Below are 14,347 nucleotides of genomic sequence, written 5' to 3'. Positions count from 1 at the left end.
GTGTAACTGGCGACTCAGGAAAGGAACCTGGAAACGTCTTCCACGAAACGCTCGGGGTATTGATAGAGCGAGCCGTGATTGGCGTCCGGATAGATGATCAGTTGGGCATTCGGGATGTGCTGGCGCAGAATCAGCGAATTGACCGTATAGATGATGACGTCGTCGTCACCATTGACGACCAGGGTCGGCTGGCTGAGTGCAGACAGGTAGGCGTACGGGTTGTCTTGCGGCGCGCCCCATTTCGCGAGTGCCGCGAGCTGGGCCGGTGCCACGGCTTCGTTGGCCACCGGATCACGGTTCGCCGTGCGAAGGCGGAAGCGTTCGAGGAACGCACGCCCGGCCGTCTGGCTGGTCCTGGTCGGCGAGAAATGGACGCGCAGCCAGAGATGGTCCGGTTCGGCATAGCTCGCGCCGAAGATATCCTGCGCTTCGGGCGTCAGCGAGGCCATGCCTTCTCCGCTGCGCGGGCCCGTGCCGACGAGGATCAGGCGGCGAACCAGCGTGGGCTCCGCAATGGCGAGCGTCTGCGCAATCAGGCCACCCATCGAGAATCCCAGTACATCGACCTGTTCGAGACCGAGCGCACGAATGAATGCGGCAGCGTTGGCCGCCATTTCCTCGATCGATTCGGGAACGCTGCCTGAACTGCTCGAAATGCCGGCGTTGTTGAACAGGATGACCTCACGTCCGGCGGCCAGGCCGTCGGTCACGGCGGGGTCCCAGTGATCCATGGTGCCGGTGAAGTGGATGTTCATCACAAGCGGTACGCCCGCGCGATTGCCGAAGCGGCGATAGGCGAAGCGGATACCGTTTGCTTCAACGTACTGCGTTGGTGCGGTCTGGTGCGTCTGGTGGCTCATGATTGCGATCCTTTCAGAAGTAAGTGCAGCAGTTGTTTTGCCGGTAAGTTTGAAATGCATGGGGTGCTGCTTTGGCAATCCAGTCACGCGCCTGGAAATCTCGTGGGCGGTGCCTGCTGATGGGTACTGTATGCGGTGGCTGGCAAGAGGAAGAAGACTTTGTAGGCAAGTGGCCATGCCTGAAAGATATGGCACGTGCATGACTGCGCGGTCGCAGCCCGCTGGAATAGTTCAGGTGGACGCGGGCTCGTCAATCCTGCGAGGATGCCCGCCGGTCAGCGCGAGCGTCAGGATCGAAACCAAGGCGAGTCCGGCACCGAAGTACATTGCATTGAAGAGACCCAACCCGTCGACGATCCGGCCGCCGACGAACGAACCCAGTGCAATCGAGATCTGGAAATTGGCTACGAACAGCGCCATGCCACCTTCGCGGACTTCGCGGGTTGCCTGCGCCATCCACATCTGCAGTGCGACGGGCATGGCGCCGTATGCGGTTCCCCACGCGGCCAGCGCGACCAGCACCGACGGCCGACTGGTGCCGAGTGCGGGAAGCATGGCGAGCGGCAATGCGATAAACAGGATGCTCGCGATGAGCGTGGTCCTGACGTTCCGTTGCGCGAATGAACCACCGATGAAATTACCGAGCAGCCCGATGAACGTGTAGCCGAGCAGCAGCAACGAGATGACCTTGCCGCCAAATCCCGACACCGTTGCGAGGAACGGAGTGATATACGTATAGGTCGCAAACTGTCCGCATAGGGCCAGCGTCATCGCGATCAGCCCGATGCGTGCCGGTCGCGTACCGAAGATGCCGAGCAGATCGCGTGTGCTTACCCGATGCTCTACGTGTAGCGACGGCAACGAAACCCACTGGGCCAGCAGCGCGGCAACGGACAGCGCGAGCGCTGCGCCAAATACGGTACGCCAACCAGCCAGGTCTCCGATCAGTGCCCCGGCCGGCCCGCCGATCAGCATGCCGAGCGAGACGCCCGCGAAAATCAGCGATGTGGCCCGACCGACATTCTTCTCCGGCACGAGTCGGGCGCCGAGCCCCACACTGATTGCCCAGAATCCGCCGATTCCGAATCCGAACAGCGCACGGGCCGCGACGAGAATCGTAAAGTTCGGCGCCAGCATGGCCGTCAGATTCGAGATCACGAGCAGCAGGCCTAGGCCCAGCAGTACGCGCCGACGGTCGAAACGTCCGACCGCTACCGTAAGAAACGGCGCGGCGATGGCGGCCAGCAGCCCGGGCGCCGTGACCATGATGCCGGCGGTTCCTTCGCTGACGCCCAGTCCCTGGCTGATGTAACGCAGTAGCCCGACGGGAAGGAATTCCGTGGTGCAGAACACGGTCGCGCTGAGTGCGACCGAAAGAACCGCGAGCCAGTTTCGCGTGCGCGGGGGCTGTATTGAGGTAGTTAGCGACATTGATATATCCGGGTGCGTGAATCGAATTGGATGGCCGAAATGGCGGCGTCGCGCTCGACTCGCTCAGAGCTTCGAGCCGCCATCCACATTGAGCGTCGCGCCGGTTGTCCATCTGGCCTGGTCGGATGCGAGAAAGGTGATCGCAGCGGCGATATCATCGGGTTCGGCGAGCCGTTTGATGGCCTGAAGGCTGAGTGTCATGTCGCGGCCTTCGTCGGTGCGGGTGAAGCTCGACATGTCGGTTTGCACCACGCCGGGCGCGACCGCGTTCACACGAATGCCGCGCGGTCCGAGGTCATCCGCGAATTGGCGCACAAGGGTGTCCACGGCGCCTTTCGTGGCCGAGTAGGCCGATAGTTCGCCGACGGCCGCATGGGCCGCGAGCGACGAAAGCAGCGTGACGCTGCTGCCCTTGCACATGATCGGCAGCAATTGCTGAACGAGAAAATACGGAGCGCGGACGTTGACTGCGAACAGTTCGTCGAAATCTTCGACGCCTGTTTCCTCGAGCGTGGCTGCCTTCACGATGCCAGCGTTGGAAACGAGGATGTCGAGCCGTTCACCGACGATTGCCCGGACATGGCGCGCGAGCCTGTGCGGCCCGTCGGATTCGGCTAGATCGGCCTGGAGGGCATGGGCACGAGTGCCCGTCGCAGTGATTTCGGCGACGACGGCCTTGGCCTCACGCGCACCGCGGCCATAGTGAACGATGATCTGAGCGCCTGCCTGCGCGAGCGCAAGCGCAGTGGCGCGTCCGATGCCACGGGAAGCGCCGGTGACGAGCGCGGTCTTTCCTGTCAGGGTGTTCATGATCGTCCTTCCAGCAGATAACTGACATTGGGGCGAGGTAGGGTTTCGTCCGGCTGATGTGATCGAACGATAGCCGCCACTTGTCCGCGCGAAAAAGACTTTGTAAGCTGATCCCCATACCTGTCATGCATGACTAAAAGGAACGCGTGAATGGAACTGCGTCATCTTCGTTATTTCCTCGCCGTGGCCGAAGAGGGCAGCCTGACCGTCGCGGCGGAACGTCGGCTGTACACGTCCCAGCCGTCTCTGAGCCGGCAGATCAGAGACCTTGAATACGAAGTCGGTGCGCAACTGTTCGTGCGTAGCGCGCGTGGCATTGAACTGACCGACGCCGGCAAGGCATTTCTGGTCCACACTCGCCTCGCCCTTGCACAAGTCGATGCGGCGTGCGAGGCAGCGCGGCGGGCGGCGCGACCGTCCAAGCCGACGTTTGCGGTTGGCTTCCTGAGCGGACAGGAAGTGACCTGGCTCGCGGAAGCGACTCGCGTGCTCGCGAGCGATCTGCAGAGCATCGAAATGACGGTATCGAGCGAGCACTCCCCTGAACTCGCAGAGGGATTGTCGACGGGACGGCTGGACGTCGCCTTCATGCGTGCCGAAGCCAACCGACCCGACCTCGATTACGTGACAGTCGCACGCGAGCCTTTCGTCGTGCTGATGCCAAGCGATCATCGCCTTGCGGCCTTCGATGAGATCGACGTGCACGAACTGGCGGGTGAATTATTCATAGGTGGTTCAGACGTAGCCGGTCCCATGCGCGGCGCGATCGAAAACTATCTGGCGACAAACGACGTCGTCATCGAGCCCGCGCATCGCGTGCACAACCTGACGATGGCGATGTCGCTAATCGCCTCGACGAGAGGCGTCGCACTACTGCCCTCCTATGCCGAGAAACTGCTGCCCTGGTCGGTAACAAGCCGACCACTCAAGGGCGAACCGCCGAGAATCGAGCTTGTGGTGGGCTATAACCGGAATAACCGCTCAGCGATTCTGTCGACGTTTCTGTCGCGCATCGACCAGATCAAGCAATAAGATGCACGACGCGGTGTGGCCTGTGCGGGGTGCAGTCCCGCACGCGTTGAAAGTGCTGAAACGCGCTGAAAGAAGCTGATGCTTACCGGTGTTCGCGCCGTTCGGGCGGCAGACAAAATTCTGACGACACTCGTGAGGCCGGGCAAAACTGTCGAAGCTCAGATTTCCGCACTTCGCCGCGCTCTCGGAGACGACCGGGCGGCAATACGTACGGTGACCGGGCGCGGATACCAGTTCATCGCAGAAGTGCTCCCGCAAGTCACGAATTCGGATAGGCCCCCTGCTGCACCTGCAGACGGACCGGCTTTTTCGGGCCTGCCGCTACCTGCAGAGGTCAGTCCTCTCATCGGCCGGGAAATTGCCGTACGCGAGATTTACCGTGGCCTGCAAACGTATCGTCTGGTCACGCTCGTGGGTACCGGCGGTGTGGGAAAGACGCGGTTGGCGCTCGAAGCCGCGCACGGGGCCGCCAGGATTGCCGAAAGGCTGCTTCGGATCGCCCCGCGAGCAGTCGTACTTGCAACAAGCCGCGAAACGCTGCGCGTTGCAGGGGAGCCGATCTATCGTGTTCCGTCGCTCGAGGTTCCGCCGGACGAAAATTGCGATGTCGCGCTCGACTACAGTGCGGTACGTCTCTTCGAAGAGCGTGTCGGACCGCATGCCGGGCTCAGCGTGGATTCACGGACAGCGTTGAGGCTGAAGTCGCAAATCTGCCGCCGGCTCGATGGAATTCCGCTGGCGCTGAACTTGCTGCGGCATGTGTGCCGGCGTTTGGGCTCCAGGGCGTGGCCGACCGGCTCGGGAATCGCTTCCAGCTCTGCCTGAGCTATGGAGAGCGAAGGCGGAGGTGCTGGTCGCGATCCGGGGCGACGAAGCGATACCGGCGGCCGAATCGATTTTGATCGATGCTCTTGAGACGGCCCAGAAACACGGATTCCTTGCGTGGCAGTCGCGTTGCTCGTTGAGTCTTGCCCGGCTCCGACACATGAAAGGCGACGCGAAAGCCGCGCTCAATGCCATCTTTCCCGTGACGCAGCAGTCCGCGGGTGCGGGTGACATTGGCGCGGCAGGTCCGACGCTTACCGGCCGTGAGGCGAATCGCAGAAGCCGGCCGCGCTGATACAGAGCGCACGGCATCGGTCACGACAGGCTACCTTGCGGGCCGTCATGCCTTCGACGACGGACGTGCGTTGACTTTGTCGTACCACGCTTGCAGTGCGTCGAAGCCCGTAGGAATGCTCAGCTTCATGCCGCCCGCCGCGAAGTCGATCGCAACCAGCGTAGTAATGTCAGCCACCGAGAATGCGTCGCCCGCGACGAATGGCACTGTCTTGAGACGGTCGTTGAAATCGGCAAAGAAGTGCCCGACGCGCAGCTTGCTGCGCTCGACGATTTCGGGGATCTGCTCGTACGCATGCGGGCCTGAGAGCGCCCGACCTTTCAGCCCGGCAACGGCGTTCCTGACGCCCTCCATTACCGCCGAGAATCCATCCAGCTCGGCACGTCGTTCCCACATCGTGACGAGCGCCTTCGTAGTTGGCGTCGTGCCTAGCAATGCGGGCTTCTCGGGGTAGGCCTCCTCGATGTAACGCCAGATTGCCGGGACTTCGCCAATCGCTGTGCCGTCTCGCAGCACGAGCGTGGGAACCTGGCGGCGAGGGTTGATCGCAACGTAGGCATCGGAGAATTGCTCTTTGGCGCCGAGGTCCACCGCCTTGGCAGGAAATTCGATGCCCTTCTCGGCAAGGAAGATGCGAACACGGCGAGAGTTCGGGGAAGCCTTCGATTCGAAGAAGGTGAGATCGGTGTTCATTGATGGTTCCATCCAGAAGTGTCGCTTGTATAGGGCTTCGCCGGTTCAGCAGGAAGCCTAAACCGCGTTGAAAGCTCAACCCGCTGTCTTGCCTCCGTCGACGGTGAGGATCTGCCCTGTGACAAACGCAGCACCGTCATTGGCCAGGTAGAGCACCGCCGCCGCGATGTCGTCAGGCCTACCGATTCGTGCGAGCGGAACCGTTGCCGCGAGCGAGGCCTTGTTCTCCGGCGTGCCGGTGAAACGGTCCAACATGCCCGTGTCGGTGGGACCAGGCGCTACGGCGTTGACGCGAACGCGCGCCGAAGCGGCCTCGAGTGCAGCCGATTTCGTGATCCCTTCCACAGCATGCTTGCTGCCCGCATACACCGAAGCGAAGGCCGCACCCTCATGACCATAAGTCGAGGATATGTTGACGATGCTGCCAGCTTGCTGTGCGGTCATCACGCGCAGTTCGTGCTTGAGGCTCAGCAACGTGCCGAGCACGTTGGTGTCGAAGGTATCAGCGTAGCTCTCGGCAGTCTGATCGACCACAGGTCCCGGTTTACCTTCCGTGCCAGCATTGTTGACTGCAACGTCGAGCCGGCCGAAGCGAGCAACGGTTTCATCGACGAGGTGACGGACGTCTTCGTCGCGGCGTACGTCAGCCTGCACGAAGAAAGCTTGTGCGCCTGCTTCGCGCAATTCGGCCTCGAGCGCCGAACCTTCCGCGGCACGGCGGCCCGACACGACGAGACGTGCGCCCAAGCGGGCGAATGCAAAAGCGGTGGCGCGGCCGATGCCCGTGAGGGCGCCGGTGATCAGGACGACGGGTTGGTTCATTTTGCGGCTCCAGTTAGGTAAGTTCATGTCAAACGCAACGCAGAGAGAGCTTCGATTCCAGGGGCGCGCGCAATATCTATTGCTTAATATGCAGCTCCCGTCACTGGACGCGAGTTACGCGACAGCGACGGTGACGTCGTCCGGCGCGTGTGGAATGCTCTAACTCGTGCATGCAGAGTAGCGTTTCAGCTCGCAACGCAAAAAGACTTTCCAGGCTGACCGGCATGCCTGCGAAGCATGGCTCCGGAGCTGGGGATAGTGGGAAAGCATGACTACCGATCTACGTTAGCGCGTTACGGTCCCGAAGCAGCGAACCTCATCGCTGGTGGAGCAGCACCCGTGGCATATTGAACTGACTCACCAGCACAATGTGACGGTCCCGAATGCACCCACTAAGGAGCATCTCTTGGTCATCTATTTGCCGATGCCTGAGGAGTGGGAAATCGCCGTCGAAAGGTTCCGCGAATTGGGAAATGAACCGGTGCCAGCAGAGAATCCGTACTGGGATCGACGGGGTCTGACGTTCGAAGATCCCGATGGCTACCGCGTGGTCCTGCAGAATGCTTGTTGGACGCGCTAGCGCTGTTATATCAGGTACTGCGCGGTCGTTCGGACGTGCGTTTGCGGCAGAGAGCCGCGTTCGGCCACGAACGGCCGTTCACAAGCCGAGCGTTAGTGCCCACAGCCGCTTGCCATATTCGGTGCCTGCGGGGCCCTGAGAGACTCTTGGGAATCGAGCCTCGAATGCCTGAACCTGCGTTACTGCGAGCGCCCTACGGCCCTCGCATGTCGGCCGACGGTAGTCGATTCGAGAGCAAGCTGATCTGGGACGCTATCTTCTTCGCATCCTCCGGCGTCGCGGGATTGTAGACACACATGCTGAGATCAGTCCGGCCGTCGACGGAGAAGGTCGAATATTCGAAGGCGAGCGGGCCGAGCACCGGATGGCGGATGCGCTTGATGGCCTCGCCGTGGACCTCTCGAACCTCGTTGTCGCGCCACATCACCTTGAACTCGGGACTGAGCCGGCATAGCTCATCAACGAGAGGCGCCACCTCCGTTGCCGCTCCCGCACGCGCTGCATCGACGCGGAATGCACCGATGATGTGGCGCGCCACGCTCTCCCAGTCATACTGCACGGCGCGCGCACGCGGATCAAGGAAGATAGTGCGCAGCACATTGCGTTGGTTTGGCGGCAGGGAGCCATAGTCGCCCAACATGACAGTGGCCGCCCGATTCCAGGCAAGGACGTTCCAGGTGGCAGTGCGAATGAGGGCGGGGCTGGGGTCCAAAGCGTCGAGGACACGCTGCAGCCGAGGCGTGACACCTTCCTTCTCTTGGTAGCGGGCTTCGGGCGGCCGCCCGAGGCCAACTAGAAAAAGGTGCTCGCGCTCGACATCCGTCAGCATCAAGGCCCGCGATATTCGATCGAGCACATCCGCCGAGGGGGCACCGCCGCGACCTTGTTCAAGCCACGTGTACCAGGTGGGGCTGATATTGGCGCGCTGCGCCACTTCCTCACGGCGCAGCCCAGGCGTCCGCCGGCGCTCTGCGGGAAAGCCGAGTACTGCGGGATCAAGCTTCATTCGCCGGTCCCGCAAATAGGCGGCGAGGAGGTTTTCGTTGTCCTGGCGCGACTTCATGCTGTTAGTAGTCTTACCATGATAAGGTCACTACTTTACCGGAATACTCGCAAAGCTGACACTTGTCTCCAGCGAAACCTGGAGACAAGTTCATGCGCGTTTTCATCACCGGCGCTACCGGATTTATCGGCATTCCCACCGTTAAGGAACTGATTGCTGCGGGACATAAGGTTCTCGGCATGGCTCGTTCAGACGAGGGAGAAAAAGCCCTGGCAACTATTGGAGCGGACGTGCATCGCGGTTCGCTTGAAGACCTCGAAAGCCTTCGGAGGGGCGCAGCGGCGTCCGATGCCGTGATTCACCTGGGCTTTATTCACGACTGGTCCAACTTTGCAAGGTCTTGCGAGGTCGATCGCATCGCAATCGAAGCTTTGGGCTCAGTCCTCGCTGGCTCAGATCGGCTTCTGATCGCCACGTCGGGGACGGCAGGACTAGCCGGGCCGGGCCAGATCGCGACCGAGGACCATGACGTGCCGCCAGATTTCCCCTTTCCCCGCGTCTCGGAGCAGACGGCGCTATCACTGAGGGGCGTGCGCGCCTCGGTGGTGCGGCTTCCCCAAGTTCACAACACAATGCGGCAAGGGCTTCTGACTTACGCCGTTGCTGTGGCGCGCGAGAAAGGCGTGTCAGCCTATGTCGGGGAAGGACGCAACCGCTGGGCGGCGGCACACATCTCGGATGTCGCCCGTCTTTACCGGTTGGCGCTGGAAAAGAACGAAGCGGGCGCGAAATATCATGCGGTGGCTGAAGAAGGCGTGCTGATGCTGAATATTGCCGAAGCAATCGGCCGCGGGCTGAAACTGCCCACAAGATCCATATCCGCGGGAGAAGCTTCGACGCACTTTGGTTGGCTGGCAATGTTCGCTAGCCGCGACCTTGTGGCATCAAGCGAAAAGACGCGGAGGACGCTCGGCTGGACTCCGACCGGGCCCGGGCTGATTGCCGATCTAGAACGGCTTGGCGCATCGAATAGCTGAAGCATGCGGGCGCGCCGCACGCTTTTTCGAAGGACCGCTTTCGGCGACCCCGAACGTCTCTGTGGGTCGGCTGAGGCCGACCGCATCGGTGGAGAGGTCGGGCCACGAACAGTCAGTAGCAACCGCTGCATTTGGTCACCAAAGCGTCGTTCCGCCCCCCAACAAACGCCCCTCTCGGCACATACGCGATGACTGATGCGGAGCCCCACTCCAGTTGTGGAAAGCGTATCGGTCAAGTGTGGCGTAGCGCGCGATCCAAGTCGTCGAGCAAGCATTGGATCGCCACGCTATTGGGCTTGTAGTACACCCAGTTTTTGATTTTCTTCGAAGTCACCAGGTCTGCCGCTGCCAGCGCCTGCATATGCGTGGTGACAGTGGGCTGACTGAGGCCAGTCTTCTCGGTGATGAAGCTGACACAGACCCCATCCTTCACAAGGTCCGCGTCCCGCTGCGGTGGAAAGTGCTTTTCCGGCTCGGTAAGCCAAATGAGTATCGTCAGCCGGTGGCGATTCGAGAGTGCATGCAGCGCCTCCTGCAGCTGGTTCTCATCGACATTGTCCATTTTCGACATTGCTCAGATTTTCCTTGACGGGACCAACCTATATTGTACTCTTTCTATATAGCTACTTATCGATATAGGTCGACTATGGCGACGCACGCAATGACTTCCACGAGAACCCAGTCGATCGTACGCACGATCAGCGTTGCTGTCGTCTTCACGCTGTTCGTGGCGGTCGTGTTCGGCTTTGGGCTCTATCTTTTTGTGCTGGTCGTGCCAGTGATGCGGCAAAGTCTCGGAATCGACTATACGGCGATTGGCATCGTAACTGGTGGGACCCAGACGGCGTACCTCGTTGCGGCGTTAGTTTCTCCGCGCCTCACAACCCGCTTCGGCGAGGGGCAGGTCATTGTGGGCGCTGTCACTGCGGCAGCCTTGCTTTTGCTACTGTTCGCGAAAGTCCAGAGCGTAATGTCGGTCGGACTCGTTCTCGCCGGACTTGGGGCGATGGCGGCTTTCATGATGGTCCCGAGCGTCGGTGCAATCTCCGGTACAGTTCCCTTCGGGTACCGTTCCCGCGTCAATGGTCTGGTTTCGAGCGGCACGGCCTATGGGCAATTCGCGAATGGTCTTCTTGTGTCGCGGGGCTTACCAGCACACAGTTGGCACTCCATATGGATTGTGGCGGGGTCGGTCTCGCTCGTCATCGCGCTTGTGGGACTGCTTGCGCTTCGCCGCTTCGCTCCACAGGTTTTCAGCCGCAAGGCGCCAAAGCGCGCCGTAAGTCGTCGCGCGTCCGGCGGCCGGTGGCAATTGATGACTCGCCCCAACCTGACGGTCTGGATACTGCTCGCGTTGAGCGGAATGGCTTGCGGGCCGTGGCAAAACTACCTGTCGAGCTTTCTGGCCGATGAGGGACATTCCCTGGCAACTATCGGGCAAGTCTGGTCGACGATTGGCGCGGTGGGACTGTTCAGCGGATTTGCGGCGGGGATGGCTGCCGACAAGGCAGGGGCACGGATTGCGCTCGCATTCTCCTTCACTGCACTCGCCGGCTCCGGTCTCCTGATCGCTTTCCATTCCGAAGCATGGCAATTGCGAGCGGCCGCCGTGTGTTTCGGTCTCTCGTTCTATGCGATTTACGGACTGATTCCCGCGTATATCAGCAAGACTATGGACCCTTGCTCGGCAACCACGGTGTTTGGTGTTGCCAACGTCTTTCTCGGTCTTGGAACGACATTGGGCAACGTGATGGGGGGCAATTTCGTAGCCTGGTTTGGTTCGCTCAAGGACGTTTTTATCACCGCGTCGGCGATTGCATGCGTGGCGATGATACTCACGGCGACGCTCCGTGATGAACGAGCGGTTACCTCCTGATATACCGCTTGCACTGCCAATTCGCCGTCCACCGAGCGCCTGCCTGCTGGACCGCTCTGGCTCGCTTTCCGTCGATGGCACTGTGTACGGCATGCGACGGTGGTCGGCCCAGAAGCTGCCTTTTACGATCGCACCCACTCAGTCATTCGAATGGCTGTCCGGCAGCGAACATCGGACCTTCTCTAAAAAGATCGAATCCAGAGTCCGGCGCTGCAAGCCGCACCACGGACGCGCAGATCACTCGGCAGATTGAGCCGTGACACGGCGTCAGTGGTGTGATTGCCTACGTCGAGCGCTTGCCTGATTTCAAGCCCGCGATCGAAACCCGTCGATATTTCGTCCCCCGGTTTGACGTGACCGTCACGATCGCAGTGATTCGTCGTTCAGCCCGGACGATCGACACGCGTCTTGCGATCGTGAGCTACAGGGCCGGAATCACGTTTGGATATTCAAGATGGTACTCCACACGCTTGACGCCCGGCACGCTCTCCGCCGCAACGCGGATGGCCCGCTTTTCCTCCACAGATTCGATCACCCCGCATAGATGCGCGACACCGTCCTTGACGCGCACGCAGTTTTTGGGCAACCCCCAGCTCTGCCCGTGCATCGTCCGGACTATCTCTTCGCGCAGGCTCGCGTCATCGCGCGAAACTAATTCCACGACCGGAGCAATCCGCGCGAGTGCGCGAATCAGATTCGAGCGACTCAAATTTCCGATCAGCGTGCCACTCTTCAACACTGGCACGCTGTCGAGACGTCGACGCTCCATGAGGTCCGCGATCTGCTGGAGCGGCATGTCCTCCGAGATCGAAATCACCTCTTCGCACATCACGTCGCCGACGACGCGCCCGTGCTCCTTCAGATACCTCGCGGCCTGAGCGCGGGGGGACGACAACAGGAGTTCGAGCCACCACTGGCGCTTTCTGTGGCAGGTGCTGTTCTCTACTCGATGCAGAAGATCGCGTTCGCCGACGATACCGACAACTTGTCCGTTCTCGTCGACGACCGGCATGCTTCCGATATGGTTTTCGACCAAAAGTGTTGCCGCTTCGTGGATCGTCATGTCCGGTGTGGCAGTGATGACGGACGCAGTCATGATGTCTTGCGCGCGCATAGTTGCTCCTCCTGCTTGTTTGCGACGGGTCCTCGTCTGGTGCTCCCATCACGTGGCTTTGGCAGACCGTCCCGAGCCGATCGCTCGGTGCTGAGGCGCCTTGATTCCACAACCTGATTCAGTTCCCGGAGGGGTCGGTGCTCCGTGGGCAAACACCCGCCTTGGTTAGACTTTTCTTATCGTTGAGCGCGATCGCGCCGACTGCGCTATCGGACTGCGAGTGAACAATAGAGGTCGGGAATACAAAGGGCAATTGAGTCATCCAGTGCGGGCTGCGGAGCAAACGGAATCTGCGATGGGTCGAAGCGCGGAAACGGAGTGTTTCCCGAAGCACGGGAAAATACGGCGGAGTCTTCTAGCCCAGAATCGAAATCGTCGTTACCGGTCGCGGCAATACAGCATTGGACCCCGGCGGTGGCCATCGCCGTGAGCAGGCAGCAGGTTCGAACAATGTTGACCCGGCTCGCGCATCTCATGTCGAGGTTCCTTAAAAGGCCAGTTCAAAAAGAGCTCGTAACGGCAGTCTACTTTTCCGGCAAGCGGTTAACCTTGGATGCCTGAGCAATGGAGCAAGGAGTGCCGGCTGCTATCATCGATCGCCAGCTGTAGTTACTGATCGAAGCGCTAGTTCCGCGTCACAAATCGCGACGCAAGCGATACCTTGGGCGTCTGCGGGCCTCGGACTGTGCGGCACTCAATGGCATCCAGCTGTGCTGTCGACAGCGGCACGTTCAAGGCGGGCACGCTGCAATGCAATAGCGGCATGGGTCTAATCGTAGATGATTCGCTGACACCCGAACATAACCTGAATAGGTGATCGCGTGACTCTCTCTCAGCCCGTGCCGGTGCGACCTGTCCAGTCCACTTCGGACAGCCAGCCTGACGACTCGATGTTCGCACTCCGGGATGAGCCCTCTGGCCGACCTGGCCGTCGGCCACGCAGACAGCATGTCAATGCGTTGCGACCTCAACGAGGATGTCCGCGTGCACATCTTTATCTTGCGCAGCGCGGAGGCTCCGCGATTTGCATCCACGGACAAGAAGCCTTTCGGCCTCGCCTTGCGCGGGTGCCTCGCCATCGTCGCCTGCAACGCCAGCGCCTGCAGTTCGCTATCTCAGCTTGCCGAGCCACAGCGCGGTGAGCGTTGAGCGATTCCGGACGTTGAATTTGGCGTAGATCGCCTTGATATGGACATGCGTCGTGTTCGGACTTTGGTCGAGCTTCTGCGCGATCTGCTTTTCCGTGAGTCCGTCGAGCAGCCACAGCAGCACCCTTCGCTCGGCCGTCGTCAGGGGCGCGTCGGCGATGAGCAGGCCGTGGCTGAGCAGTTGCTGCCGGTTGAACCATCTCAGCCCGTGCATCACGAAACCCAGACGCTCGAGATGCGGCGCAGAGAATCGGGGTGCCCGCACATCGCGAAACACGAAGAGATGAATCCGCACATCGTCATTGAGCGAGCAACGCACCTGGATGCTGTCGCCGTGGCCGACTTCGAGGTAGTGGCGCCGATAGTGCTCACCTTCAAACCATTCGGCGGGCATCGCCTCGAAGAGCAGGTTGGCGCAGAACGGCTCGTTCCCTGAGGCGGCCACGACATGTGACGAGTCGACGTGGCCCGACCAGAGCGTGTCGTACTGCTCCTGCACGGAAGCGACCATCGCCGGTACCGGATGCAGAAGCCGAACCAGTCGTGGACGCCAGCCGAACAAAGGATCCTTTGGCGCGAGCGAAGGCAATCGCACGACAACGGCCCAAAGCGCATTCTGTGCTTTGACCATGGCACAGAGCTTGGTTAGCAGATGGGACAGCGCGACATCGCCATCACCTGCTGAGAACTCGGCTAGCCGATCCCAGAGTGCATAGACGTCATCGTGCACCGGTGGATTGGTGGAATCCGCGAATGGAAGCATGTCGTCCTCAAGAAGAATGTGCGGATCACCGATCTTCGGTGAGCATGAGGGTATCACC

14 protein-coding genes and 2 pseudogenes are annotated in these 14,347 nt (G+C 60.8%); 7 read left to right on the top strand and 9 right to left on the bottom strand.

The genetic code is table 11. From position 1 onward, the window contains the following. Window positions 1–14: 14 nt before the first annotated feature. From AB4Y36_RS17225 to AB4Y36_RS17215, 3 genes are all read right to left on the bottom strand, one after another. Window positions 15–860, bottom strand: coding sequence for an alpha/beta fold hydrolase (locus AB4Y36_RS17225; RefSeq protein WP_368683731.1), 846 nt, complete (start codon window positions 858–860; stop codon window positions 15–17). Window positions 861–1,091: 231 nt separating this feature from the next. After that, window positions 1,092–2,291, bottom strand: coding sequence for an MFS transporter (locus tag AB4Y36_RS17220; RefSeq protein WP_368683653.1), 1,200 nt, complete (start codon window positions 2,289–2,291; stop codon window positions 1,092–1,094). 63 nt (window positions 2,292–2,354) lie between these two features. After that, a complete protein-coding gene (locus AB4Y36_RS17215) occupies window positions 2,355–3,101 on the bottom strand; it encodes an SDR family NAD(P)-dependent oxidoreductase (RefSeq protein ID WP_368683652.1) in 747 nt (248 codons plus the stop codon). 150 nt (window positions 3,102–3,251) lie between these two features. On the opposite strand from AB4Y36_RS17215, the gene AB4Y36_RS17210 reads away from it, so the two are divergent. The 3 genes from AB4Y36_RS17210 (at window position 3,252) to AB4Y36_RS17200 (ending at window position 5,253) form a co-directional block, all read left to right on the top strand. After that, window positions 3,252–4,133, top strand: coding sequence for a LysR family transcriptional regulator (locus tag AB4Y36_RS17210; RefSeq protein ID WP_069266910.1), 882 nt, complete (start codon window positions 3,252–3,254; stop codon window positions 4,131–4,133). Window positions 4,134–4,211: 78 nt separating this feature from the next. Then, entirely contained in the window at window positions 4,212–4,958 is a 747-nt protein-coding gene (locus AB4Y36_RS17205; protein WP_368683651.1) for a hypothetical protein, read from the top strand. Window positions 4,959–4,980: 22 nt separating this feature from the next. Beyond that, window positions 4,981–5,253: a hypothetical protein gene (locus AB4Y36_RS17200; protein WP_368605071.1), complete on the top strand. Its 273-nt coding sequence runs from the start codon at window positions 4,981–4,983 to the stop codon at window positions 5,251–5,253. Between the two features lie 45 nt (window positions 5,254–5,298). Here AB4Y36_RS17200 and AB4Y36_RS17195 read toward each other — a convergent pair whose 3' ends face one another. Next, a complete protein-coding gene (locus tag AB4Y36_RS17195) occupies window positions 5,299–5,946 on the bottom strand; it encodes a glutathione S-transferase (protein WP_342948348.1) in 648 nt (215 codons plus the stop codon). Between the two features lie 75 nt (window positions 5,947–6,021). Next, the gene (locus tag AB4Y36_RS17190) at window positions 6,022–6,768 is read right to left on the bottom strand and encodes an SDR family NAD(P)-dependent oxidoreductase (protein ID WP_368683650.1); all 747 of its coding nucleotides are present in this window, start codon (window positions 6,766–6,768) and stop codon (window positions 6,022–6,024) included. Between the two features lie 319 nt (window positions 6,769–7,087). Here AB4Y36_RS17190 and AB4Y36_RS17185 point away from each other — a divergent pair. Next, window positions 7,088–7,348: pseudogene (locus AB4Y36_RS17185) on the top strand (VOC family protein); the annotation flags it as partial. A gap of 193 nt (window positions 7,349–7,541) precedes the next feature. Here the strand turns inward: AB4Y36_RS17185 and AB4Y36_RS17180 are convergent. Continuing rightward, entirely contained in the window at window positions 7,542–8,411 is an 870-nt protein-coding gene (locus tag AB4Y36_RS17180) for a helix-turn-helix transcriptional regulator (RefSeq protein ID WP_342948349.1), read from the bottom strand. A 92-nt stretch (window positions 8,412–8,503) separates the two neighbouring features. On the opposite strand from AB4Y36_RS17180, the gene AB4Y36_RS17175 reads away from it, so the two are divergent. Continuing rightward, a complete protein-coding gene (locus AB4Y36_RS17175; RefSeq protein ID WP_368683649.1) occupies window positions 8,504–9,388 on the top strand; it encodes an SDR family oxidoreductase in 885 nt (294 codons plus the stop codon). Window positions 9,389–9,620: 232 nt separating this feature from the next. Here the strand turns inward: AB4Y36_RS17175 and AB4Y36_RS17170 are convergent, their stop codons facing one another. Then, complete coding sequence (locus AB4Y36_RS17170) at window positions 9,621–9,959, bottom strand: ArsR/SmtB family transcription factor (RefSeq protein ID WP_368605074.1); 339 nt, start codon at window positions 9,957–9,959, stop codon at window positions 9,621–9,623. A 90-nt stretch (window positions 9,960–10,049) separates the two neighbouring features. Between AB4Y36_RS17170 and AB4Y36_RS17165 the strand changes: the two genes are divergently transcribed. Continuing rightward, window positions 10,050–11,264, top strand: a complete 1,215-nt coding sequence (locus tag AB4Y36_RS17165; protein ID WP_368683648.1) for an MFS transporter — start codon at window positions 10,050–10,052, stop codon at window positions 11,262–11,264. Window positions 11,265–11,685: 421 nt separating this feature from the next. Here the strand turns inward: AB4Y36_RS17165 and AB4Y36_RS17160 are convergent, their stop codons facing one another. Beyond that, window positions 11,686–12,378, bottom strand: coding sequence for a CBS domain-containing protein (locus tag AB4Y36_RS17160; protein WP_342949461.1), 693 nt, complete (start codon window positions 12,376–12,378; stop codon window positions 11,686–11,688). A gap of 612 nt (window positions 12,379–12,990) precedes the next feature. Here AB4Y36_RS17160 and AB4Y36_RS17155 point away from each other — a divergent pair. Beyond that, window positions 12,991–13,083 (top strand): annotated as a pseudogene (locus tag AB4Y36_RS17155) (IS5/IS1182 family transposase); the annotation flags it as partial. A 405-nt stretch (window positions 13,084–13,488) separates the two neighbouring features. Here AB4Y36_RS17155 and AB4Y36_RS17150 read toward each other — a convergent pair. Next, window positions 13,489–14,289 carry a LuxR C-terminal-related transcriptional regulator gene (locus AB4Y36_RS17150; RefSeq protein WP_368683647.1) on the bottom strand — a complete coding sequence of 267 codons (801 nt, stop codon included), beginning with the start codon at window positions 14,287–14,289 and terminating at the stop codon, window positions 13,489–13,491. Window positions 14,290–14,347: the final 58 nt, after the last annotated feature.

It is taken from the genome of Paraburkholderia sp. BR10936, assembly GCF_040965735.1.
GTDB classification, from domain to species: domain Bacteria; phylum Pseudomonadota; class Gammaproteobacteria; order Burkholderiales; family Burkholderiaceae; genus Paraburkholderia; species Paraburkholderia nodosa_A.
Note: the sequence above shows the minus strand (reverse complement) of the source record. Positions and strands in the feature narration are given on the sequence as shown.

Excerpts from the sequence above, each read along its gene's own strand:
- AB4Y36_RS17225 (WP_368683731.1), bottom strand. The coding sequence starts at position 860 with ATGAGCCACCAGACGCACCAGACCGCACCAACGCAGTACGTTGAAGCA.
- AB4Y36_RS17220 (WP_368683653.1), bottom strand. The coding sequence starts at position 2,291 with ATGTCGCTAACTACCTCAATACAGCCCCCGCGCACGCGAAACTGGCTC.
- AB4Y36_RS17215 (WP_368683652.1), bottom strand. The coding sequence starts at position 3,101 with ATGAACACCCTGACAGGAAAGACCGCGCTCGTCACCGGCGCTTCCCGT.
- AB4Y36_RS17210 (WP_069266910.1), top strand. The coding sequence starts at position 3,252 with ATGGAACTGCGTCATCTTCGTTATTTCCTCGCCGTGGCCGAAGAGGGC.
- AB4Y36_RS17205 (WP_368683651.1), top strand. The coding sequence starts at position 4,212 with ATGCTTACCGGTGTTCGCGCCGTTCGGGCGGCAGACAAAATTCTGACG.
- AB4Y36_RS17195 (WP_342948348.1), bottom strand. The coding sequence starts at position 5,946 with ATGAACACCGATCTCACCTTCTTCGAATCGAAGGCTTCCCCGAACTCT.
- AB4Y36_RS17190 (WP_368683650.1), bottom strand. The coding sequence starts at position 6,768 with ATGAACCAACCCGTCGTCCTGATCACCGGCGCCCTCACGGGCATCGGC.
- AB4Y36_RS17180 (WP_342948349.1), bottom strand. The coding sequence starts at position 8,411 with ATGAAGTCGCGCCAGGACAACGAAAACCTCCTCGCCGCCTATTTGCGG.
- AB4Y36_RS17175 (WP_368683649.1), top strand. The coding sequence starts at position 8,504 with ATGCGCGTTTTCATCACCGGCGCTACCGGATTTATCGGCATTCCCACC.
- AB4Y36_RS17170 (WP_368605074.1), bottom strand. The coding sequence starts at position 9,959 with ATGTCGAAAATGGACAATGTCGATGAGAACCAGCTGCAGGAGGCGCTG.
- AB4Y36_RS17165 (WP_368683648.1), top strand. The coding sequence starts at position 10,050 with ATGACTTCCACGAGAACCCAGTCGATCGTACGCACGATCAGCGTTGCT.
- AB4Y36_RS17160 (WP_342949461.1), bottom strand. The coding sequence starts at position 12,378 with ATGCGCGCGCAAGACATCATGACTGCGTCCGTCATCACTGCCACACCG.
- AB4Y36_RS17150 (WP_368683647.1), bottom strand. The coding sequence starts at position 14,289 with ATGCTTCCATTCGCGGATTCCACCAATCCACCGGTGCACGATGACGTC.